At 43.7% G+C, this 21,207-nt stretch carries 25 protein-coding genes; 10 read left to right on the top strand and 15 right to left on the bottom strand.

All coding sequences use genetic code 11. The features are described 5' to 3' along the window. Positions 1 to 15: 15 nt before the first annotated feature. Entirely contained in the window at positions 16 to 732 is a 717-nt protein-coding gene (gene btsR, locus H0913_RS17015) for a two-component system response regulator BtsR (RefSeq protein ID WP_154603020.1), read from the bottom strand. A 32-nt stretch (positions 733 to 764) separates the two neighbouring features. After that, a complete protein-coding gene (locus H0913_RS17010) occupies positions 765 to 2,447 on the bottom strand; it encodes a sensor histidine kinase (RefSeq protein ID WP_154603114.1) in 1,683 nt (560 codons plus the stop codon). 409 nt (positions 2,448 to 2,856) lie between these two features. On the opposite strand from H0913_RS17010, the gene H0913_RS17005 reads away from it, so the two are divergent. From H0913_RS17005 to H0913_RS16995, 3 genes are read left to right on the top strand one after another with little or no spacing between them, the layout of a single operon-like run. After that, positions 2,857 to 3,828: an HlyD family secretion protein gene (locus H0913_RS17005; RefSeq protein WP_154603019.1), complete on the top strand. Its 972-nt coding sequence runs from the start codon at positions 2,857 to 2,859 to the stop codon at positions 3,826 to 3,828. Positions 3,829 to 3,839: 11 nt separating this feature from the next. Further along, positions 3,840 to 4,985, top strand: coding sequence for an ABC transporter permease (locus H0913_RS17000; protein WP_154603018.1), 1,146 nt, complete (start codon positions 3,840 to 3,842; stop codon positions 4,983 to 4,985). After that, positions 4,985 to 6,142: an ABC transporter permease gene (locus H0913_RS16995; protein ID WP_154603113.1), complete on the top strand. Its 1,158-nt coding sequence runs from the start codon at positions 4,985 to 4,987 to the stop codon at positions 6,140 to 6,142. Before H0913_RS17000 ends, H0913_RS16995 begins: the two co-directional genes overlap by 1 nt. A gap of 40 nt (positions 6,143 to 6,182) precedes the next feature. Here the strand turns inward: H0913_RS16995 and H0913_RS16990 are convergent, their stop codons facing one another. Continuing rightward, positions 6,183 to 6,662 (bottom strand): hypothetical protein, encoded by a 480-nt coding sequence (locus H0913_RS16990; protein WP_232368803.1) that lies wholly within the window; start codon positions 6,660 to 6,662, stop codon positions 6,183 to 6,185. A 295-nt stretch (positions 6,663 to 6,957) separates the two neighbouring features. On the opposite strand from H0913_RS16990, the gene H0913_RS16985 reads away from it, so the two are divergent. Further along, positions 6,958 to 7,188: a ParD-like family protein gene (locus tag H0913_RS16985; protein ID WP_154637999.1), complete on the top strand. Its 231-nt coding sequence runs from the start codon at positions 6,958 to 6,960 to the stop codon at positions 7,186 to 7,188. After that, positions 7,163 to 7,489, top strand: a complete 327-nt coding sequence (locus tag H0913_RS16980) for a type II toxin-antitoxin system RelE/ParE family toxin (protein WP_154638000.1) — start codon at positions 7,163 to 7,165, stop codon at positions 7,487 to 7,489. Before H0913_RS16985 ends, H0913_RS16980 begins: the two co-directional genes overlap by 26 nt. A gap of 231 nt (positions 7,490 to 7,720) precedes the next feature. Here the strand turns inward: H0913_RS16980 and H0913_RS16975 are convergent, their stop codons facing one another. The 7 genes from H0913_RS16975 to ubiU form a co-directional block, all read right to left on the bottom strand. Beyond that, positions 7,721 to 8,398, bottom strand: a complete 678-nt coding sequence (locus tag H0913_RS16975; RefSeq protein WP_154638001.1) for an Imm52 family immunity protein — start codon at positions 8,396 to 8,398, stop codon at positions 7,721 to 7,723. A gap of 8 nt (positions 8,399 to 8,406) precedes the next feature. Next, complete coding sequence (locus tag H0913_RS16970) at positions 8,407 to 9,165, bottom strand: Tox-REase-5 domain-containing protein (protein WP_154638003.1); 759 nt, start codon at positions 9,163 to 9,165, stop codon at positions 8,407 to 8,409. 1 nt (position 9,166) lies between these two features. Next, positions 9,167 to 9,505: a hypothetical protein gene (locus H0913_RS16965; protein WP_154638004.1), complete on the bottom strand. Its 339-nt coding sequence runs from the start codon at positions 9,503 to 9,505 to the stop codon at positions 9,167 to 9,169. Further along, positions 9,495 to 9,995 (bottom strand): DUF4123 domain-containing protein, encoded by a 501-nt coding sequence (locus H0913_RS16960; protein WP_154638005.1) that lies wholly within the window; start codon positions 9,993 to 9,995, stop codon positions 9,495 to 9,497. The genes H0913_RS16965 and H0913_RS16960 overlap by 11 nt, the downstream gene beginning before the upstream one ends. 6 nt (positions 9,996 to 10,001) lie before the next feature. Next, positions 10,002 to 10,412, bottom strand: a complete 411-nt coding sequence (locus tag H0913_RS16955; protein ID WP_154638006.1) for a PAAR domain-containing protein — start codon at positions 10,410 to 10,412, stop codon at positions 10,002 to 10,004. Between the two features lie 129 nt (positions 10,413 to 10,541). Then, on the bottom strand, positions 10,542 to 11,417 hold the full coding sequence (locus H0913_RS16950) for a U32 family peptidase (RefSeq protein ID WP_154638007.1): 876 nt from the start codon (positions 11,415 to 11,417) through the stop codon (positions 10,542 to 10,544). Between the two features lie 42 nt (positions 11,418 to 11,459). Further along, complete coding sequence (gene ubiU / locus H0913_RS16945; protein WP_154628813.1) at positions 11,460 to 12,455, bottom strand: ubiquinone anaerobic biosynthesis protein UbiU; 996 nt, start codon at positions 12,453 to 12,455, stop codon at positions 11,460 to 11,462. Positions 12,456 to 12,835: 380 nt separating this feature from the next. Here ubiU and ubiT point away from each other — a divergent pair, with 380 nt between their 5' ends. Both ubiT and H0913_RS16935 read left to right on the top strand, forming a co-directional pair. After that, entirely contained in the window at positions 12,836 to 13,360 is a 525-nt protein-coding gene (gene ubiT / locus H0913_RS16940; protein WP_181477668.1) for a ubiquinone anaerobic biosynthesis accessory factor UbiT, read from the top strand. Then, positions 13,354 to 13,857, top strand: a complete 504-nt coding sequence (locus H0913_RS16935; protein ID WP_036949091.1) for a GNAT family N-acetyltransferase — start codon at positions 13,354 to 13,356, stop codon at positions 13,855 to 13,857. The genes ubiT and H0913_RS16935 overlap by 7 nt, the downstream gene beginning before the upstream one ends. Here the strand turns inward: H0913_RS16935 and H0913_RS16930 are convergent. Next, positions 13,830 to 14,138 carry a GIY-YIG nuclease family protein gene (locus tag H0913_RS16930; protein ID WP_154603013.1) on the bottom strand — a complete coding sequence of 103 codons (309 nt, stop codon included), beginning with the start codon at positions 14,136 to 14,138 and terminating at the stop codon, positions 13,830 to 13,832. The two genes, H0913_RS16935 and H0913_RS16930, sit on opposite strands and share 28 nt — an antisense overlap. A gap of 300 nt (positions 14,139 to 14,438) precedes the next feature. Here H0913_RS16930 and bhsA point away from each other — a divergent pair, with 300 nt between their 5' ends. Beyond that, positions 14,439 to 14,690: a multiple stress resistance protein BhsA gene (gene bhsA, locus H0913_RS16925; protein WP_154603012.1), complete on the top strand. Its 252-nt coding sequence runs from the start codon at positions 14,439 to 14,441 to the stop codon at positions 14,688 to 14,690. A gap of 322 nt (positions 14,691 to 15,012) precedes the next feature. Next, on the top strand, positions 15,013 to 15,450 hold the full coding sequence (locus tag H0913_RS16920) for a YhbP family protein (protein ID WP_154638009.1): 438 nt from the start codon (positions 15,013 to 15,015) through the stop codon (positions 15,448 to 15,450). Positions 15,451 to 15,462: 12 nt separating this feature from the next. Here the strand turns inward: H0913_RS16920 and nrdG are convergent, their stop codons facing one another. Further along, positions 15,463 to 15,927: an anaerobic ribonucleoside-triphosphate reductase-activating protein gene (gene nrdG, locus H0913_RS16915; protein ID WP_181477667.1), complete on the bottom strand. Its 465-nt coding sequence runs from the start codon at positions 15,925 to 15,927 to the stop codon at positions 15,463 to 15,465. Between the two features lie 15 nt (positions 15,928 to 15,942). Next, a complete protein-coding gene (nrdD, locus tag H0913_RS16910) occupies positions 15,943 to 18,081 on the bottom strand; it encodes an anaerobic ribonucleoside-triphosphate reductase (RefSeq protein WP_181477666.1) in 2,139 nt (712 codons plus the stop codon). A gap of 327 nt (positions 18,082 to 18,408) precedes the next feature. On the opposite strand from nrdD, the gene H0913_RS16905 reads away from it, so the two are divergent. Continuing rightward, positions 18,409 to 19,317 carry a LysR family transcriptional regulator gene (locus tag H0913_RS16905; protein WP_181477665.1) on the top strand — a complete coding sequence of 303 codons (909 nt, stop codon included), beginning with the start codon at positions 18,409 to 18,411 and terminating at the stop codon, positions 19,315 to 19,317. Here H0913_RS16905 and H0913_RS16900 read toward each other — a convergent pair. Beyond that, the gene (locus H0913_RS16900; protein WP_154603007.1) at positions 19,310 to 20,491 is read right to left on the bottom strand and encodes an MFS transporter; all 1,182 of its coding nucleotides are present in this window, start codon (positions 20,489 to 20,491) and stop codon (positions 19,310 to 19,312) included. The two genes, H0913_RS16905 and H0913_RS16900, sit on opposite strands and share 8 nt — an antisense overlap. A gap of 250 nt (positions 20,492 to 20,741) precedes the next feature. Next, positions 20,742 to 21,128, bottom strand: a complete 387-nt coding sequence (gene ridA / locus H0913_RS16895; RefSeq protein WP_036949109.1) for a 2-iminobutanoate/2-iminopropanoate deaminase — start codon at positions 21,126 to 21,128, stop codon at positions 20,742 to 20,744. Positions 21,129 to 21,207: the final 79 nt, after the last annotated feature.

Raw genomic sequence — 21,207 nt, 5'->3', positions numbered from 1 at the left:
CTCCTGAGTCACTCGTTAAATTAACCCTAACGCCTCTTTCAACGGTTTTAAATAGCGGCGGCTAACGGGAATATGCCCACCTGAGCATAGCACCAATTCGGCTTGTCCATTATCCCCAAATAAAATCTCTCTGAGCTGGGCCATATTCACTAAATATTGACGATGGCAACGCACTAACGGCGTACGCATTTCTAATGTGCGCAAGGTTAATTCGGTAAAGCCTTCTTGTCCTTGGGTACTCATCACATACACGCCGCTCATACGTGAAGTGACATATTGGACATCATCTAATTTCATCAAATAAATGCGGCTGTGTCCGGTACAAGGAATAAATTTGAGCGGTTCGTTGTTATCGAGAAGCTCGAGATTCTGTTTGTGTTTATTTTGGCGTAAACGAGCTAAAGTCTTTGCCAATCTTTCTGGTTCAAGGGGTTTAAGTAGATAGTCGAAAGCATGCTCTTCGAAAGCTTGGATAGCAAACTCATTAAATGCCGTCAGAAAAACAATATGTGGGCGCTCTTCAGGATCGAGCATACGCACCATTTCTAATCCCGTAACTCGGGGCATTTGAATATCTAAAAACACCACATCAGGCTTTTTTTTGTGGATCAAACCGATGGCTTCAATGGCATTGGCGCACTCGCCAATAATTTCGATATCGTCATGCTCCTCGAGTAAGCAGCGCACGTTTTCACGTGCTAGGGGTTCGTCATCAACGATCAATACATTCATAGCGTTATTATCATTTATTATGTGCAATGTGATTAAGTGGACATGTAGGGCAATCGAATTTTCACGCGGGTGAATTTTTCAGGTTCATACTCCACGCCTATTCCATATTTTTCACCGTATTTCAGGCGCAAGCGTTTATCGACTAAGCCCATTCCTAAGCCGTCAGATTGTCCACTTGGCTGGTATAAGCCAGCATTATCTTCGATTTCAATATAGACATGTTCACAGCGAATATAGCTACGTATTGTAATGTATCCGGTATTTAATAACTGTGAAGTGCCATGTTTTATTGCGTTTTCGACAATCGGTTGCAGTGTGAACGCGGGTAATTCCACCTGTTTAACTTCATCGGGGATATCTAAATGGATCTGCAAACTCTCTTGGAATCGCGCCTTTTCAATTTGTAGGTATGAATTGATGTGCTCAATTTCTTCCCCTAGTGTCGCATTCTGCTCTGGACGTTTTAAGTTATTACGAAAGAAGGTGGAGATATATTGCACAAGCTGTCCTGCTTGCTGGCTATCTTTGCGGATCACAGCCTGTAATGTGTTGAGCACATTAAAGAGAAAATGCGGGTTCACTTGTGCGTGAAGCAGTTTGACTTCCGATTGCAGTAAGGATTGTTTATTACGCTCATATTGTCCCGCCAAAATTTGGGCAGAAAATAGGCTGGCAATTCCTTCCCCTAGCGTACGGTTGATGGAGCTAAAGAGGCTATTTTTGGCTTGGTATAATTTGATGGTTCCAATGACTCGCTGGTTTTCACCTCTCAGTGGGATCACGAGGGTCGAGCCCAGTTTGCATGAAGAGCTTAATGAGCATTTATAGGGAGTTTCGTTACCATCGGCATAGACCACTTCATTATTATCAATGGCCTGCCTAGATTGAATGGATGAGATAGGTGTCCCCGGAATGTGGTGATCGGAGCCTAGTCCGATAAAGGCGAGAATTTTTTCTCGATCCGTAATGGCCACCGCACCAATATCTAACTCTTGATAAATAATTTTCGCCACTTTCATGCTGTTATCCGCATTGAAGCCTTTACGCAAAATACCTTCAGTACATAAGGCTATTTTCAAGGCTTGAGCAGAAAATGCTGTGGTGTATTTCTCGACGATGGCACGTCTATCCAGCAATATACGGATAAACATGGCTGCCCCGATGGTATTGGCAATGATCATCGGTGCGGCAATATTTTTCACTAATTCATAGGCTTCATCGAATGGGCGAGCGATGAGTAAAATAATCAGCATCTGGATGATTTCAGCGAAAAAGGTAACGCAGCTGGCGGTAACAGGGTTAAAAATTTTATTAATTTCCCCGCGCTTCATATAGTATCGATGGACCAGTCCACCAATTAAGCCTTCGACAATGGTCGAGATCATACAAGCGAAAGCGCTCATTCCACCCAAAGAGTATCGGTGGATCCCACCAGTAAACCCAACAGCAAAACCCACTGCAGGGCCGCCTAATAATCCGCCAAGTACGGCGCCAATAGCACGAGTGTTAGCTATGGAATCATTGATATGTAAACCAAAATAAGTACCGATGATGCAAAATACTGAGAAAATCAGGTAGCACATCACTTTATGAGGTAAGCGGATAGTAACCTTAAGAAGTGGGGTGACCAACGGAGTGCGGCTGAGTGCCCAAGCGATAACAAGGTAGACGCACATTTGTTGTAGTAGTAATAAAATCAAGTCGAATTCGTACATGCTCGTCATATTTCACATTATGGGGGTGTTGGCTGCGCTCAGCTCCTCTAGTCACATACTTTTGTATGCTCCTAGAGATATCTTCTCTTGCTGCCTACCCATAATGCGAACTATTTAGAGCATGGCTCATTATATTTCAGATTCTATATTTCACATTATGGGGATGTTGACTGCGCTCAGTGGGTTTAGCTATATATTTTGGGGGATATTGTATCTTATTGGGCTGGTTAAGTAATCGTCATTTAATAATTAGCAAAACATCATTATTTGACATAAGCGCCAAAGCCCCTCAGACTAAAAAAGACCGCTAAAGCGTGATTTTGCGCACAAATTTCTTAACGTTAGTGTTAATTTGTTGTCATAATGAAAAAGTAGTTTCCTCCGTTATTATTCAAGGCCCACATACATAATGAAAAAAAGAACCATCATACTGATCTTGCTTATGCTGATCTTAATTGCTGCTGCGGCGCTTTTTCATTCCCATAATCAATTTTTATTATTGCAAGGGGAAGTGGACGCACCGGAAGTCATCGTGACTTCAAAAGCCAAAGGCAGAGTCATTGAACGCCATGTAGAACGCGGGGATGATGTGAAAAAAGGGCAGTTACTGATCACCTTAGAAAGCCCAGAGTTACAAGCCCAATATGCGGCATTAAAAGCGGCTAAGGATCAAGCTCAAGCCCAACTCGACCAATCCTTAAATGGGACTCGTGAAGAGACGCTGCGTGACCTGCAAGCTGCGGTAGCTCAAGCAAATTCTCAATACCAAAATGCTTCTCGTGAATTTACCCGTTTAAATAATCTTTCAGGCAAAGGGTATGTCTCCGCGAATGAGTTAGATACCGCCCGTAAAGCAAAAGATGTTGCATTCCAACAAGTCCAAAGTGCTAAGGCACGTTTGGAAGAAGGGAAAAACGGCGATCGTATCGAGCAGCGTCAACAATATGAAGCCGCAGTGAAGCAAGCAGAGCAAAAACTGGCTGAACTCCAAGTTCAACTGGATGACTTGCAAGTTAAAGCCCCTGTGGATGGTGAAGTCGGTCCAATCCCTGCAGAAATTGGTGAATTATTCAATGCAGGTAGCCCTCTAATCTCATTGATCAGTCTTCCTCAAGCCTATTTTGTTTATAACCTACGTGAAGATATTTTAGTGGGGGTGAAAAAAGGGGACAAAATTGAGCTGACGGTTCCAGCCTTAGGGGATAAAACCGTGGAAGCCGAAGTTCGCTATATTGCACCGAAAGGGGATTACGCGACTAAACGAGCCACCCGTGCGACAGGGGATTTCGACCTGAAAACCTTTGAAGTTCGCTTGTATCCACAACAACCGATTGAAGGATTACGACCGGGGATGAGCGTCTTGTGGCACTGGGATAAATAACAGGTGACGGCATGAAACTCAAATTCGCTTGGCATGGTTTTGAACATGCTTTTAGCCGCGAAACCCAAATGGCGATCCGTAGCCCAGTCTTTCACTGGCTGAGTTGGCTATTCCCTTTGATGCTGTTTACGTTAGTCAGTGCTAACTTCTCAGAAGGAACGCTGATGGATGTGCCAGTTTCGGTGGTAGATAACAACAACAGCCCCATTTCAAGGCAAATTATTCGTGATCTTGATGCGGGTCCTCATGCGGAAGTGAAAGCGATTGATGGCAACTTAGTGACATCCATCAAACAGCTGGGCAGCGCCAAAGATTATGCCTTGCTCTATATCCCCCAAAATTTTGAGGAGGATATATTACGAGGACGCCAGCCTGAATTGCGCATGTACTACAATGCGCTATTTTACGCATCTGGCAGTTATGCTATTCAAGATTTTAGCGGCTTGGTTGCGGAACTTAACGCCAAATACCGTCAAGAAATGGCAAAATCGATGGGGCAATCGCTACCGGCATTGGCGCAAGTCACGCTCTCTTACGATAGCCTCTTTAACCCAAGTGGCAGCTATATTTATTACCAACAATTTGCGGCGACCATCCATATGCTGCAACTGTTTGTGGTCACTGCCACTATTTACACCATGTCTCGCGGCACCATTCTTCAAAGCGTGAAGCCATTTTCAATGGCACTGTTAGGCAAAATGGCGCCATATACGTTATTTTTCACGACGTTACTGATTGTTGAGCTGGCGGCCCTGGTCACTATCTTCGATGCAAAAGTGGTGGGGAACCCGCTGTATATGATGCTGGTGGGCTTCTTCTATGTGATAGCGGCGCAAAGTATCGGGTTATTACTCTTTAGCTTCACGTCCAGCGCGATAATGGCGTACAGCTTAATCGGGATGCTGGTGAGTATTGCCTTGGCGTTTTCAGGCATGGCGGTACCGGAGCTCTCGATGATTTTGCCCGCACGGATTATTTCGAACGCGGAGCCGCTTACTCACACCTTAAATGCCATGTTTGATATTTTCTTACGGGAAATCTCGTTTGAGCGCATTGTGCAAGTGTGCCTATTCTTGCTGATTTATCCGTTACTGACGGCATTTTTGATCCGTAAGCGCTTAGTGAAACGGCTAGAAACCCAAGGAAGTATCGTATGATGACGGTCTATTTTGCGACGTTTAAAAAGGTACTGCTGGGCATGCTGGAGAAACCGATGTGGCTGCTGCTGCTCGTTTCTCTCTGTATTATGAGTTTGGTCTATGCGCGCCCGGTATTGTGGGATCTGCCTGTGGCGGTTATCGATATGGATCACTCAGGCGCAAGTCGTGAGCTGATCCGCGATTTAGACGCCACACCCAAAGTTCAGCTACACAGTTACGATAATTTAGCCCAAGCGCGGCAGGATATGATTGCGAGGCAGCTATTCGCTATCGTGATCATTCCAACAGATTTTGAAAAGCATCTGCTTAGTGGCAAAAATATCACGGTACCGGTTTATGGGGATGCCACAAACCGCTTAGCCAGCGGGCAAATCCAGCAAGAGCTATCGAAAGCGTATCAAACGCTATTGAGCGCCTATAACACCCAGTTACTGGAAAAAGCGGGTTTCAGTCCTGAACAAGCAAAAGTGATTATTGCCCCTGTTCGCAGTGAGACTGAGCCGCTGTATAACCCCGGTATTAGCTTTGCGGCGATTATCTTCCCTGGCTTGCTGGTGATGTTATTGCAGCACTCCTTATTAATTGCGTGTGTGCGGGTCAGTATTGCCATTCGCTCCACACCAAAAGGTAAACCCCCATTAGCGGTTTACCTTGGAGCGTTGTCGGCGCTGGTGCCTATCTGGTTATTTCTTTCGACCGTGTTTTTTGCCTTATGGCCATGGATTTTGGGTTATCGGCAAGAAGCGCCGTTGTACCAGATTTGGATGCTGACCTTCCCATTCTTACTCGCCGTTATTGGGTTAGGGAAGCTGGTCACGGAATGTTTGCGTAGTGTGGAAATGATCTACCTGACATTGGCGTTTATCACCACGCCGGTGTTCTATATGTCCGGTACGATTTGGCCACTGCAGGCCATGCCGGACTGGGTACGGATGATAGCCTCTGCGTTGCCATCCACATGGGCGACTAACGCGATGGCGGGGATCAACCAAATGGGACTGCCATTTAGAGATATCTTGATGGATATTGTGATGATGCTGGTGCTTGGGGTGATTTACTCGTTTATTGGTGTGTTTATTGGCATGTTACGAGATGGCGAACTGCGCCACCTTAGTCATGTCATTCATCGGTGGCGTAAACATCTGCATAAATAAAAAGTAAGCGGTTGATTTTAGACCGCTTACTTTTTGAGAATCACTCTACAACGCTAAGACTTAAATTACATTCTTCAGCAGTTGAAACCGAAAATGTGCGTCCGTTAGCATTGGTTTTGCCCGAATAGGCTTCCCCATTACAGTCATTGATAATGATGTAATTGACTGATGAAAGAGGTAAATCATTTTCATCGGTTAATAGGAAACTCAAATTATAATCGTGGCCACCCACTTGGGAACTAATGTTGCCATTGCTTTTGGCGGCAAGCCCTGCAATCACAAACTCACCCGTTTTGCCATCTTGGGTCAATTTTCCAACCACATTATCTTCAGTGCCTGCCACAATATGGGCATTTTCAGGGACTGAAAGAATTTTTTTCCCTTTAAATACCACGCGATAGTACCCAGAATCGGAGTAACCCACCTCTTGGTTTTTTTCGAGATCCGCTTTGGTGTACTCAAGGGATGTTGAGCATCCCGCTAAAAAAAGTGTCATGACGAGCAGGGTACGTTTTATCACGGGTATTTCCTTATTAGTTTGTGAGTTTAGTTGCTTATCTAATCTACAGCACGTCAACTGAATTCAAAGGAGATAACTCCGTATCTGTTTGGGGGATATTCTGAGTATAGACAGGTTATTGATGAAGAATCGGACAAGGTTTCGCGGCGTGTTTGCAGATATGGGTGTGACAGTAAAAGTATTTACAATGGATATAATGTAGTGTATTGTTGCTATGTGCGATTAAATGTCGCAATATCTTGGCCAGTGATAAAGACTAGCTACTAAATGCGCCAATTGGCGGGGGAGAATTAAAATGGCTATTTCCGTTAGATTAGACGACGACTTCGTGTCTGACGCTAAGGTTCATGCGGAAGCAAAAAGCAGATCTGTTCCTAAACAAATTGAGCACTGGGCTAAAATTGGGCGTATAGCCGAAGATAACCCGGATCTGCCATATAGCTTTATCGAGGAACTTTTATTAGCGCAGGCAGAGGTCGAACACAATAAGGTGTCTCGATATGTCCGAACCACAAAACGAAATTGATGTTTATCAGTCGGCAAGGTTTGAAAAGGCAATGAAAAAATTGCCAGAAAGTGATGTGAAAATTATTGAGGACGAAATTGATCGGATTATTGATAATCCATTAATCGGTGAGCTAAAGAAAGGTGACTTGGCTCACATGAGAGTTCATAAATTCAGGCTAAATGAACTAACAGTTTTATTAGGTTATTCATGGGTTTCAAATAAGCTTGAGTTGTATCTCCTTCATGTAGGTTCTCACGAGAACTTCTATGAAGTACAAAAGAAGCAACGAAAAGCCGATTTGAAGATGATTAAATCCTAGCGATTGGTAACTCGAAGAATCTGTAAATAGTTCTGGTGGTATAAGCTGGTGATAGTATTTCACGTTTCACTCACCAGCTTGACCCTGTAAATAATTCTGTGTATTTGCCTTATTAAGTACGACCGTCTAGAGTCAATCCGGTAATATTACGCCAATAGCCTTACAGCTTTGGTCGGGATAGTAAGTAAATTATTAGAACGCCATTGTACACTTTCAATACCGCTTAAAAACTTAACTATATATTTCCCGAATTAACGGTAATAACCCCAACCCAGCAAGCTGAATTTCGATTTCATTGGCTTTTTTAATATCCTCTTTATTTGTACCATCAAAAACATGTTCGGTACTGATAATTAATGTTCCGTGATTTTTTTCATTATCGATATGGATAAGCTGGGCTGCCATGGGAATCTGTTCTGGCGTTATTTTTTTATTTAAATAAAGCATCCAGCCAACGGGAAGTCTGTCCGGGAAAACATTTCTGCTTTTATATTCATAGTCATTTATATCTACTCGAATGCAGAATATGTCAAATTTCTTAAGGTATGAACATAAAATATCCTTTATTTTATCTATAGCTATACTTTGAATTTCACGTAAATCAAAATCCAGATTATATTTTAAATTCACACTATTTCCTTTTATAACAAGGGCTTTGCTATCACCACTCCATATACCTTCAATAATATCAATATCTTGTTTTTCTTTGAAAAATAAAGTTGGAGAATTATTTTCAAATGCAGGTTTATTTAAGGCTTCCTCAAGACTGTCACCACAGAAATACCAAACTAGCTCTTTGCTATTAGTTATTAAATCAGTAAATGCAATCATTTCACTGAATATGCTCATTAGCATTTTTAATGATAATTGGTCATTTAATTCAATATCTATCTTTATTGAAATATCCATAATTTTTCCTAAGGTGAATAATGTGTACGTACTTGCGATAATGAATTTAGTAGTCCTTTACTAAATTCATACATGTTTCTTTGGGAAAAATGCCAGTCTATATATGACTTTTGCTTAAAAGCAGATTCACATAGCCAATTCTGATCATTTGCTTGCTTGAAAATGCCGCCTCCATCTTTTGCGAATGGTTTTAATTTTCCTTTACTATCAAAAAGAAAGTCATAATTATCTTTCGTTTCAATAAAGTTGCATTCATCAGGTTTCCAGCCATCAAACTCTACTAACAGGTTTCGGGTTCTGGTTGGCACGGGAATTGTGCATTTCCATTCATCAATGTATCGCATTTGCCCTGCGGGGGTATCGACAGTTCTGATTTGTGTATTACAAATTCTTGCCTGATACGCATAAGCATTGGGAGTGCGTGTATTGGTAATATCATTTTGATGAGGAACAATATAAGGGATCGCAGGGCAGTCCTGACAGCCTTTACTGGCTTCAATGGCAGCAACACCAACAGATGCCCCGGCTGTAGCACCTACCGCAGCACCTTGATTATTGCCTCGTTTCTTTCCTTCGTCATCAAATTCGCCACCGATCGCAATGCTTTCATATTCCCGAATTTTATCTTCATAACTAGTATTTCCCCACTCATCATCGCCACTACCTGATGAAGAGGGGAAGCCGATTTTTGAGGCTTCATGGGTTACTGCGGCGAGTCCACCCAGCGTCATTAATCCCGCCCCTGCAATAATTAAAGGAACTGGCATATTAAGTTCTCCATTCAATCAATTTCATGGCTATCCGTAAAAAATCTTGGTATTGCTGCTCTGGATTTCGACCGTTTTCCTCAAGCATATCTCTAATTTCAGGCTTCAAATAAAAGTAAGGGGAGCACGCTTCATAGAACAAAAAAGAACGAATTAAAGGTTCTTTGGTAAACCCTAGGGATAACAAATACCGAAGAACAGATTGCAGACGACTATTTAATGTTTCAATTACTTGTAATTTATCAGGGTGATGTTGATAAAAGTCAGCAATAACTTGGGCGACATAATCACTTTGTTCGATATTTTGAATTTTGGTTAATTGTTCTTCGCTAAACTGCATTTAATCGCCCTCCTTGTAATGCATAAAATTGCCCTTCAAAGCGGTAATACCATGCAATAAGAGGCATCGTTATCTCATTAAATTGCTCAAGAGTGAGTACTTGGGGCATATTGTGCGTCACGCGGGGATCATAAAACCGGAATAAGGCCGTTTTGTTATCAGGTAAACTCACATTAAGAAGGTCAGAGAAGTGAGACGCTAACTTATCCAGCGATACGTCACTGACTAGCCAAGATAATGCAGGAGATTTAGACTCTAATTGTATTAAATCTGCCAGCAAGTCATGCCGATGAGTCACATCAATCAACCACGGGCCAGCCCACGCGATTTCAGCCTCGGAAGATTGCTTGAAAAGCGGGCTTGCGGCACCATAATGGTGTTGAATTTCTTTATCAAAATAACGTTCATACTGTAAGCCGCAAATTAAACAATAATGCTTTGCAGTAGGATAACGTTTGGAATAATTAAAAATAGGATGCGAATTATTCATTAATCATCATCCTTCCCGAACGACAAGCATTTGGCCGGATTCAGCCGCTTTCATTAAGCAACTAATGCAGATTTTTTTGGTAACAATGGAAGGGGAAATTGATGGTGATACCGGGGGGATAGCGCTACTTTTATCGCTATATTCATCACTATAACAGTCTTGAATTGAATTAATAAAACGAGCTCGGCAGGGGCATGAACTGATGCTTTCAAGTGTTCCCGCGACTTTCCGCCCTTCATCCCAAACACTTTGGCAGCCGCCAATAATATAAAATCGTCCAGAATGCTTGCCGCAACTGACCATATCGCCTTCACGAGCACCGGCAACACCATACCATTGCATGGTATTGTCTCCCGTTAATATTTGTCCTCCGCAGGTTGTTTTATCACCCACCCGCAAAAAATATCCTATTGCCATAATCAGTCCTCATCCATAATGGAGGACTGATTATTTTATACTTAACTTAAATTTTCAATGGTGAACTTAAATTTAACTTAAAGAATAAGACTAATCACAGCTCATCAAGTCAAAATAGACAAAAGCCCATCACGCCTCTAGGGTTAATCCGGCAATATTACGCCAATAGCCATTACAGCTTTGGTCGGGAATGAGAAGTGGGGACTGCCCGTATTGGTTGGCTTTAAACTGCCTAATCACATCGAGGGACTCAAGGCTTTCAGGGGAAACCCGCACAATATCCACCAAATCCTGCATGGACGAAATATCGTTACCTAAGTTATAGCAGTAGCCGCTCAGGGTTTGGATGCCATTAAGCGTGAACACTTGCTGTTGTTCCTGTGACATCACTTTGCGTCCTTGCGGGTAATTAATGCAGCAGGTTTCACACTCATCTTTTTGGCGGTTTTCCGAACGAGCGGTAAAACAGCGGGCAGAATAAGCCAGTGGTAGGTGACCGTAGCTGAAAACCTCTACTTCAAACTTATCGCGAATACCTAACTCTTCACATTGATTGAGCAAATTCACCAGCCAGTCACGGGAAAGCTCAACGGGCATACACCAGCGCATCATGCCTTGGCGTAGCAAAATATTCAGTGAGGGGGCGTTATAACAGTTAAGCCCATGACCTGCCACAAAAGGCAATTTGCGCTCTGCCAGCATGTTGACGACACCAAAATCGTGCGCTTCAATCAAAAACTCACCATTATCGACTAACTTACTGATTTCTTTCAGCTCGGAGGGCGCTTGTAACAGCGCAAGGGTGCTGAGAATAATTTGTTTACCGCTTCCCGCTAGCTGCTTAGCAAGCTCAATCCAGTCATTGGGTTTCATATCACGGCGCTTGCTACATACCGTCTCCCCGAGATAAATAATATCCGCGTCACTGTCTGCTGCCTGCTGATAAAAATCCTGTAAGGTTGATGTTGGCCAGTAATACAGTACTGAGCCTAATGCATATTTCATTATGTTACCCATTAATCCATGCTGATGAATGATGTGTGCCAGTTATTGCCATTTACGGTGATACGCACCAAGGGTGGTTTGGCTACCTTCAGAAAGGTCGCCAAGGGCTTTGAGCCATCTAGGATCCGTCACAAAACCGTCTGGATTGGATTTATAGCGATTGATTGCCTGACGCCAAATCTTGGTCACTTGGGTGACATAGGCAGGGCTGCGTTGACGACCTTCAATTTTTACTGAAGCGATATTGGCACTCATTAGCTCAGGTAGCAGCTCAATGGTATTGAGACTGGTAGGCTCTTCAAGAACATGGTATTTCTGCTCATCCACCACATAGCGCCCTTTACACAGGGTTGGATAACCGGCATTTTCATTTTTTTGGTAGCTGTCGATCAGCACATCATTGAGGCGGGATTCCATGCCATTTTCAGTCTGTTGCCAGCGAACAAAACGTGCAGGAGAACAAGCGCCGACGGTATTCGGTGATTCTCCCGTTAAGTAGGAAGAAAGATAGCAGCGGCCTTCAGCCATAATGCACAAGCTACCAAAAGCAAACACTTCCAGCGGTACAGGACTGGTTTTGGCGAGTTGTTTAACTTGGTGAATGGATAACACGCGAGGAAGCACCACGCGATGTACCTGAAAGTTACGCTGATAGAAACGAATGGCTTCCGTGTTGGTCGCGGAAGCTTGCACAGAAACATGGCGCTCAATATGCGGGTATTTATTGGCCGCGTACTCTAACATCGCTATATCGGCGAGGATCAGAGCATCGGCTCCTAAGTCAGCCGCCAAATCAACAGAGTTTTGCCAGCGTTGATAACCATCAGGGTGAGCGAAGGTATTTATCGCAATATGCAATTTACGTTTACGCTGGTGGATATAACGCTCTGCTTCATGCAGATTTTTTTCCGTAAAATTCAAACCTGCAAAATGACGCGCGTTAGTATCATTTTTGAGTCCGATGTACACCGCATCGGCACCATTATCAACAGCAGCTTTTAAGGCAGGTAAATTCCCCGCAGGGCAGAGTAATTCCATTAGCTTTTTCTCTGTATAAAAATTTAGCAATTGATCATTCTAGACAAGGGGTCTGGTAGAGGTTTTGATTTAGCGCAGAGAAGCTTGGAATGTTGTAGGCGAGATAGTTATTTCGTGACTATTATAAAAGTGTAGAGATTATTGGAAATAAATATTGGCGAGATGGATAAAGATTGATATAGGATCGGTATCATCACGTTATTTTTTGGCAAAATATGTCCTTATATCGGATAAATAACGATATATCTCTGACTATCTTTACATCTACACATCAATGTTATCTATAATCTTAGTCATTATAGGTATTAAAATTGTCCAAGCGGCTGCTTTAACCAGTAGTTATGCGTGGTGGACAGATAATTGATACGGGAGTTAGTACTGTGTTTGGTAAAATTCGTTCTCAACTGATCACTCAAGGCCCTTCATTTTTGAAGTTTCCATTGAAAGTGACCCCATTTGTCGTACAGCGTCAAATACTCGAACAACTATTAAGTTGGCAGTTTCGTGAATCTGTTAAAGAAGGCGAACTCGATTTTCTGGAAGGGAAATGGCTGAAAGTTGAGATCCGAGATTTAGAGCTTGTTTGGTTTATCAGCTTACAAGACGGTCAGCTGGTGGTACAAAAGCAGGCTGAACCGGATGTCAGTGTCAGCGGCAATGCCAATGATCTGGTATTGATCGCAGCCCGCAAAGAAGATCCCGATACGCTCTTTTTCCAACGCCGTTTGGTGATTGAAGGGGATACTGAATTAGGTTTGTATGTTAAAAACCTGATGGATGCCTTCGAAATTGAAAATATGCCTGCGCCGCTGCGCTTTGGTCTATTACAGCTCGCTGATGTGATTAAATCAGTGCAAGACAGTGAGGACGCAGAGCATAAAACGCCTGTGTTAACCTCATGCTGATACGTGTAGAAATCCCGGTTGATGCCATGGGTATCGACACGCTATTACGTGAAACCTTCCCAACTGAAGGGGAGGCAGATCTTGTTCAGCACCTGCGTGAAGATGGGTTACTGACCCTCGGTGTGGTGGCGACCAACGATGACGGCGAAGTTATTGGCTATGTCGGGTTTACCCCGGTTGATGTGAATGGTGAAGATGTTCAATGGGTAGGACTTGCCCCATTAGCCGTTAAAAAAGCCTATCAAGGCCAAGGTATCGCGGAAAAATTGGTTTATGAAGGGTTAGATAGCCTAAATGAATTTGGTTATGGGGCTGTCGTCGTTCTCGGTGATGAGGGTTACTACGGGCGTTTTGGTTTCGAACCCGCTTCCAACCATGAATTACGTTGCCAATGGCCAAGTCTACAGAAACATTTTCTTGTCTACGGACTCGAAAATGGCGCCATTGACCAGCATAAAGGTGAAGTCACTTACTCATCGCATTTTGACAATGTGTAAGCCGCTAAATAATGCTGTAAATCATCAGGCTGGTCAGTGACCAGCCTTTCTTTTGCCTGCTTACTCAATTGCTTAACTCGATATTCTAATTGAGACGCTTCAGAACGATCCCCCGCAGTACAATGAAAAACGAGGGTCAAAGGTGTTTTACCTTTTAGTGCCTTGGCACCTGTTCCCGCTTCATGCTGTTGAAAACGCCGCTGAACATCGGTGGTGATCCCACAATATAACGCGTTATTTTTCTGCCGAATTAAGTAAAGCGACCAATTTTGCTGTGTCATTTTGTTTTTCTTGTTATTGAATTTAGCATTCTGTGCTGATTTATAAGGAGAATTTAGTTGGCTTCCAGCGAATTTTCTCGCGGATCATAAAGTTTATAACATACTAAATTATAAATAAAAAATGATATAAACCTGTCACAAATTTGTAACCTCAATATAGGTTATTGTTCAATTAATTTGAATAACTATAGCAAAATTAGCTAATTTTCATCTCAAAATAAAGGGCATAGTATGATCCATATCACAGGGGAACACGAAAAAACCCCTGTAAATATCAAACATACAATGAGGAAGTTTACCATGAAAAAATCAACATTATTTGCTGCTGCTTTAGCTTTAGGTGCTGTATCATTTGGCTCAATGGCGGCTGAAGAAGTTAGACAAGCTAGTGAGCCAGCAGTTGGTTATGTGTCTGTAAGTGGTGCTGCAAGTGTAAATGACCTGACTGCACAATTAGCCAAAAAAGCTGATGAAGCTGGCGCAAAATCTTTCCGTGTGATTTCTGCAAGCGGTGAGAATGAGATGAATGGTACCGCAGCGATTTATAAATAATTTTACTCGTCATACTTCGAGCCGCAGCGTTGTTGGCTGCGTTCACTCCCACTAGTCACATACTAGTGTATGCTCCTAGCGACTCGTTCGCTTGCCGCCTAGCTGCAACTCGAATTATTTAGAGTAAAAGCGAGAGGGATTAGAGGGGAAGTATTAGTAGCTTCGAATGCTAGCATTGTTGATATAGAACCTTATGTTAGGTGCAATTCGAATGAGTAAGTTATAGTAGTGCGAACTAAGTACAGATAACGTTCAGAACAGCTTAAGCACGCCCAGCCATTTTTATGGGCGTGTTCTGAACGGTCTAACATGGACATTCGCAATGACACCCGAAAACACCTTACAACATATCCAGCGCTATATTGCTCGCCAACACGTTTTTTCTCTGTTTACCTCTCACCAAGATGATATTTGGGCTGCCAGTTGCTACTACGCCTTTGACCGCCAAAATATGCGTTTGGTTTTTATGACATCCCCCGATTCGCAGCACGGTCAATTAATGCAGGAAAATCCTCGTGTGGCAGGAACGATCTCTGCACAAACTAAGCAAGTGGGCAAAATTCAAGGTATTCAATTTGTGGGAGAAATTCGCCAATTTGCTGATGAAGAAGCGGATGTACAGAAAGCATTTTATTGCCAGCGATTTCCTGTCGCCTTAGAGGCGAAGCTGCCGATTTGGCAGCTCCAATTACAGACGGTGAAAATGGTGGATAACACGCTGGGGTTTGGTACCAAATTACATTGGTTACATGAAGCTTAGGTCGCGTGAAGCTTAACGCAGTCGATGAATAACTTGGTTACTGCTACCGCGCCATAGCAGCGCGGGGTCATACCGTTCTTGTTCAAACTTTCCATCAATCAATGTATTGATCAAACTCACCACTTTTTGCTGTTCTAGTGCCAACTCATCCAATTTATAGCCTGTCCACATCCAGATATCCTTATCTGGACAGACGGCTTTCACTCGCTTCACTAACGCTAGAATGGCAGGCAAGTTGGCAGGATGCAAAGGATCCCCCCCTGAGAGGGAGAGCCCTTGGCGGCGAATACGCGTATCTTGCAAATCTTGGATAATTTGGTCTTCCATCTCTTGAGTAAAAGGGATACCGGAATCCACTCGCCATGTGCTTTGGTTATAGCAGCCTCGGCACTGATGAACGCAGCCCGAGACAAATAATGTGCAGCGGGTACCGGGTCCATTAACCACATCCACAGGATAATATTGGTGATAATTCATGGCATTTATCCGCTGTTAACCGAGCTGTCCATTACCCAAGTGCTTGATACGGCGCTTCACTTCCTCTTGCTTACCCGCATTAAACGGTCGTGCATCTGGGCTGCCTAAGTAGCCACAGACACGGCGGATCACGGAAACACGGTTAGTATCGTGGTTGCCGCAAGCTGGGCAGGTAAAGCCTTTGCTAGTACAGGAAAATTCACCGGAAAAACCGCAATCATAGCATTCGTCGATTGGCGTGTTGGTGCCATAGTAAGGAACATGCTGATAGCTGTAGTCCCAGACATCTTCGAGGGCTTTGAGGTTGTGCTGTAAGTTCGGGTATTCGCCGTAACAGATAAAACCGCCATTGGCGAGCGCCGGGTACGGCTGTTCAAAATCGATTTTATCGTAAGGATTAACCTGTTTTTCCACATCTAAGTGGAAGCTATTGGTGTAGTAGCCTTTGTCGGTTACGCCATCAATAACGCCAAATTCAGCTGTATCTAAGCGACAGAAACGGTCGCACAGATTTTCGCTCGGCGTGCTGTATAAGCTGAAACCATAGCCTGTTTGGGCTTTCCATTCGTCAGTGGCTTGGCGTAGACGGTTGACGATAGCGACCGCTTTTTCGCGTAATTGCTCGCTGTCATACACATGAGTTTGCGTGCCAAATAGGGCATTGATGGTTTCGTGCAACCCAATGTAACCCAATGAAATGGAAGCGCGTCCATGTTTGAAAATTTCCGCGACGCTGTCATTGGCTTTTAAGCGAACGCCGCAGGCACCTTCCATATATAAGATAGGGGCGACACGAGCTTTGACATTTTCTAAGCGCGCAATGCGGGTCATTAATGCTTTTCTGGCGATGGCTAAACGCTCATCGAGAAGTGCCCAAAATGCCTCTTCGCTACCTTGAGCTTCCAGCGCGATACGCGGTAAATTCAGGCTGATCACGCCGAGGTTATTACGTCCATCGTGAATTTGTTTGCCATCTTCTTCATAAACACCCAAGAAACTGCGGCAGCCCATCGGTGTTTTAAAGGAGCCAGTGACATCAACCACGCGATCGTAATTGAGGATATCTGGATACATACGTTTGCTGGCGCATTCTAAGGCTAACTGTTTGATATCGTAGTTAGGATCGCCATATTTATGGTTCAGCCCATCTTTTATGGCAAACACGAGTTTTGGGAAAACGGCTGTTTTGCGGTTTTTGCCCAGTCCCGCGATGCGGTTTTTGAGAATCGATTGCTGGATCAGTCGCGCTTCTTGGGAGGTGCCTAATCCAAAGCCAAAGGTGACGAAGGGGGTTTGCCCGTTCGCGGTATGCAGAGTATTCACTTCATACTCTAAGGATTGGAACGCATCGTAACACTCTTTTTCAGTGCGACTTTGGGCGTAAGCTTCAGCGTCAGCAATTCCCCATTCTTTGGCCACTTTTAAGTGCTTTTCATGGCTGATAGCCACGTAAGGCGCCAAAATTTCATCAATACGGTTAATCGTGGTGCCGCCATAAATATGGCTAGCCACTTGGGCAATAATTTGTGCAGTAACGGCAGTGGCAGTCGAAATGGATTTTGGTGGTTCGATTTCTGCATTTCCCATCTTAAAGCCGTTGGTTAACATGCCATCAAGGTCGATAAGCATACAGTTAAACATCGGGAAGAATGGGGCATAATCGAGGTCATGATAGTGAATTTCACCCTTTTCATGAGCAAGTACAACATCGCGCGGCAAAATATGCTGTTTTGCATAATGCTTAGCAACGATCCCTGCGAGTAAATCACGCTGGGTTGGGATCACCTTACTGTCTTTGTTCGCATTTTCATTGAGTAAGGATAAGTTGCTTTGCTCAATTAGGCCGCGGATCTCGTGAGTAAGTTGGCTGCGTTTTTCGCGTTCGCTGTCTCTGTCATGGCGGTATTCAATATAGGCTCGAGCCAGATCCTTGTAAGGCCCCGACATGAGCTGGTCTTCGACAGCATCTTGGATCTCAGCGATATCTACTTTTTCGCGATTGCACAACTGCTCAGAGACAACCGTGGCAACTTGCAGACAATAATCATCATCTTTGACGTCCACCGCAGCGGCTGCACGTCGCACCGCTTCTTGAATGCGTGGGAGATCAAAATTGACCTGACAACCATCTCGTTTTATAACCACCGTTTTCACTGTCATACTCCTTATTTAATCCCTCACAGGACTGGCGATAGCGTCCATGATCCTTTATCAGTATGGGGCATCCCTGTGAAAGAAATGTGAATTTTTACTATATATAGTGTCTAGTGAATTAATTAAAGCACAATATGTAGGATATTGCCTTTTTTTAGCTGACGGTAATTTGATTTAAAACAAAGAAAAAAATAATTTATATGAATATCAAAAGGGCAGGAATTAATTAAATTTAGAGATTGATTTAAGGGTATTGAGATTTGCTCTAGAATGATTCAATCGAAAAAAAGCAGCAGGCTAGCAGTTGATGAGGTTAAAAAGCGCATTATGATCCCCATCCATTCACTCACCGGTATTACTGCATTTGTGGCGACGGTTCAATCAGGGAGTTTCACGGAAGCGGCAGAGCGCTTAGGGATCACCAAATCCGCCGTTGGCAAGCGCGTCACTAAGCTCGAAGAACATTTGGGTGTTAGCCTATTAATCCGCACCACACGGGGAATTTCGTTGACCACGGAAGGAGAGTGCTATTTCCAAGAGTGCTCGGAAGCGCTGGATTTATTAGATAAGGCGGGTCAACAACTCCAAGCCAATACCAACACGTTGATGGGTAAGCTGCGTCTGGATCTTCCCGCTGCTTTTGGGCGCAAATGCGTTATGCCTATTTTGTTGCAACTGATGGATGAGCAACCTCAATTGATGCTGAGCATTTCGTTTAATGAGCAATTTGTGGATGCGCTTGAAGAAGGCCTGGATTTGATGGTGCGCATTGGTCCTTTACCGGATAGCGCCCATCTTGTGGCGCGACAGCTAGCAAAACAGAATCAAATCTTGTGTGCATCGCCAGAGTATCTTGAAAAATATGGGGAACCTGAAAATATTCAAGAGCTGGAAAATCACCGCTGTATTGTGGGTATTCGCCAAGGGTCGCCTTTTTATTGGCGCTTATGTGAAGAAGGATCCGTCATCCAGTATGCTCCACGCCCTTTTTATGAACTTGCTGATGGCGATGCGATGCTCCAAGCGGTGCTTCAAGGAAAAGGGATTGCTCAGTTACCATTGTGGTTGGTCGATAGTTATCTTAAAAATCAGCAATTACAGCGTATTTTGCCAGAGTCTGAAGGCTATGAAACGCCGATTAATCTGCTGTGGCCGAAAGGGCGTAGTATGCCGCCAAAAACACGCTATGTGATTGATATGTTGCTTAAGGCGGCAAAAGAAGGGCAATTTAATTAAGGGAATGGCAAGCGAGTGCTGGTGCCGAATGGGTTAGCTTCACTTTTACCCAAATGCTGATTAATGCCAGGACAGAAAACGCAATTCCCACCCAAATAATGGCAGCCACTCCTGCATACAGAATCGCCCAGCCACCGATCATAGTGCCAATGGTAATACCTAAATTTGAGAATGAAATATACAGGCTATTGGCAAACTCAGGGGCTGAATTGGCTTCTTTCATTAACCAACTTTGGCTGATAATTAAACCGGATGTATGGAAAGCACCCCATAAAATGACCAACGCCACCATCACTATAGGTTGATGACCAAAGAGCCAAACTGCGAAATAAATCACCCCGAATAATACGGGATAACGCAAGGTGGTCGCAATTTGGCTACGTTGTAGAAAGTGGCTAAAAATAAAGTTGCCGATATACCCACTGACGCCGAACACCACCAATAACGTGCTGGTCGCATTGTTTGAAAACCCAGTGATTTTAATCAGATAATCGGCGATATAGCTGAAACTTGCGAACATCGCGCTGAAAATCAGTGTCACCGTCAATATGCACAACCAAACGGGTAAACGCTTTAAAATCGCCACTTGTTCACGGACTTTCAGCGGCGCGGTTACAGGAGTAGACGGCACATGAATGGCGATCCCCATAAACGCCAGCAAACTGGTTAAAGCGCCGAACCAAAAGGCGGCTGTCAGGGAAAACGCTTCTGCAATAAAGGCACTGAGCGGTAGCCCCAATACCATCCCCACCGCGACACCGGAAAACACAATGGCCACGCCCTTGGCGGATTTTTCGGGTGGCATGGCATTGGCAGCAAGGTTTAGAGCGATGGCAAAAAAGACCGCGTGGGTCAGTGCGGGTAAAACTCTAAACACCAAAATCATGTGATAGTTTTCGGTGAGGGCATAAATGCTATTGGAAATAATAAATAGCATCATAATGACCAATAGAACGGTTTTGCGATTAAAGCGCCCGAGCAATAACGTGATAAAGGGCCCTGAAATGGCAACGACCACTGCGTAGATACTAACGAGAAAACCAACTTGTGGCGCTGAGACATGAAGCTGCTGAGTTAATTGTGGCAATAAACCAATCACCGCCACTTCGGTGGTGATCACGCCAAACACAGCCAGTGACAGGCTGAGCAGTAATAAACGTATTTTATTTTGCATATAGGTATCCGCAGGGGCTAAACGTAGTCCTGAATTGAATAAGTCATAAAGTGATGTTGCGGATATATCCCGAGGGTTATCGTGACAAAACAACGAGAAAAAGAGAAGGGCACTTTGGGATACAGAGAATAGCCTAAAAGCGGGTTGCTATTTTTAGGTGGGCAGCTGATTTTGATTTTTATATAAATAAAAAAGCCTGCTGACAATGGGTTAGCAGGCTATCAGACTGACAATCTGAAACTGAATAAAACTATTTACGTACTGCGATAGCTTCGATTTCGATTTTCACATCTTTTGGCAGACGCGCAACTTCAACGCAAGAACGCGCAGGGAATGGCGCATTATGTTGTTTAAAAAACTCTTCGTAAGTGGCGTTAACGGTACCGAAATCATTTAAATCTTTCACAAAAACGGTGGTTTTTACGATATTGGCAACGCCCAAACCTGCTTTTTCTAAAATCGCTTTTACGTTCGCCAGTGATTGACGAGTTTGTGCTGCGATATCTTCAGGGACATTACCGGTTTTTGGATCAACAGGAATTTGACCTGAAGTCATAACCATACTGCCTAAATCGACGCCTTGAACGTAAGGACCAATAGCGGCTGGTGCATTTTCGGTGCTGATTTCGTATGACATAATTTCTCCGTTTATCACGTAAAAAAGGGTTTGGACGCTATTATAGACATGGAACGGCATCCACACAAAGACGCAGTCT

The sequence above is a fragment of the Providencia rettgeri genome, assembly GCF_013702265.1.
GTDB lineage: Bacteria > Pseudomonadota > Gammaproteobacteria > Enterobacterales > Enterobacteriaceae > Providencia > Providencia zhijiangensis.
The sequence above is the reverse complement of the archived record's forward strand: the minus strand, read 5'-3'. Positions and strand labels throughout refer to the sequence as shown.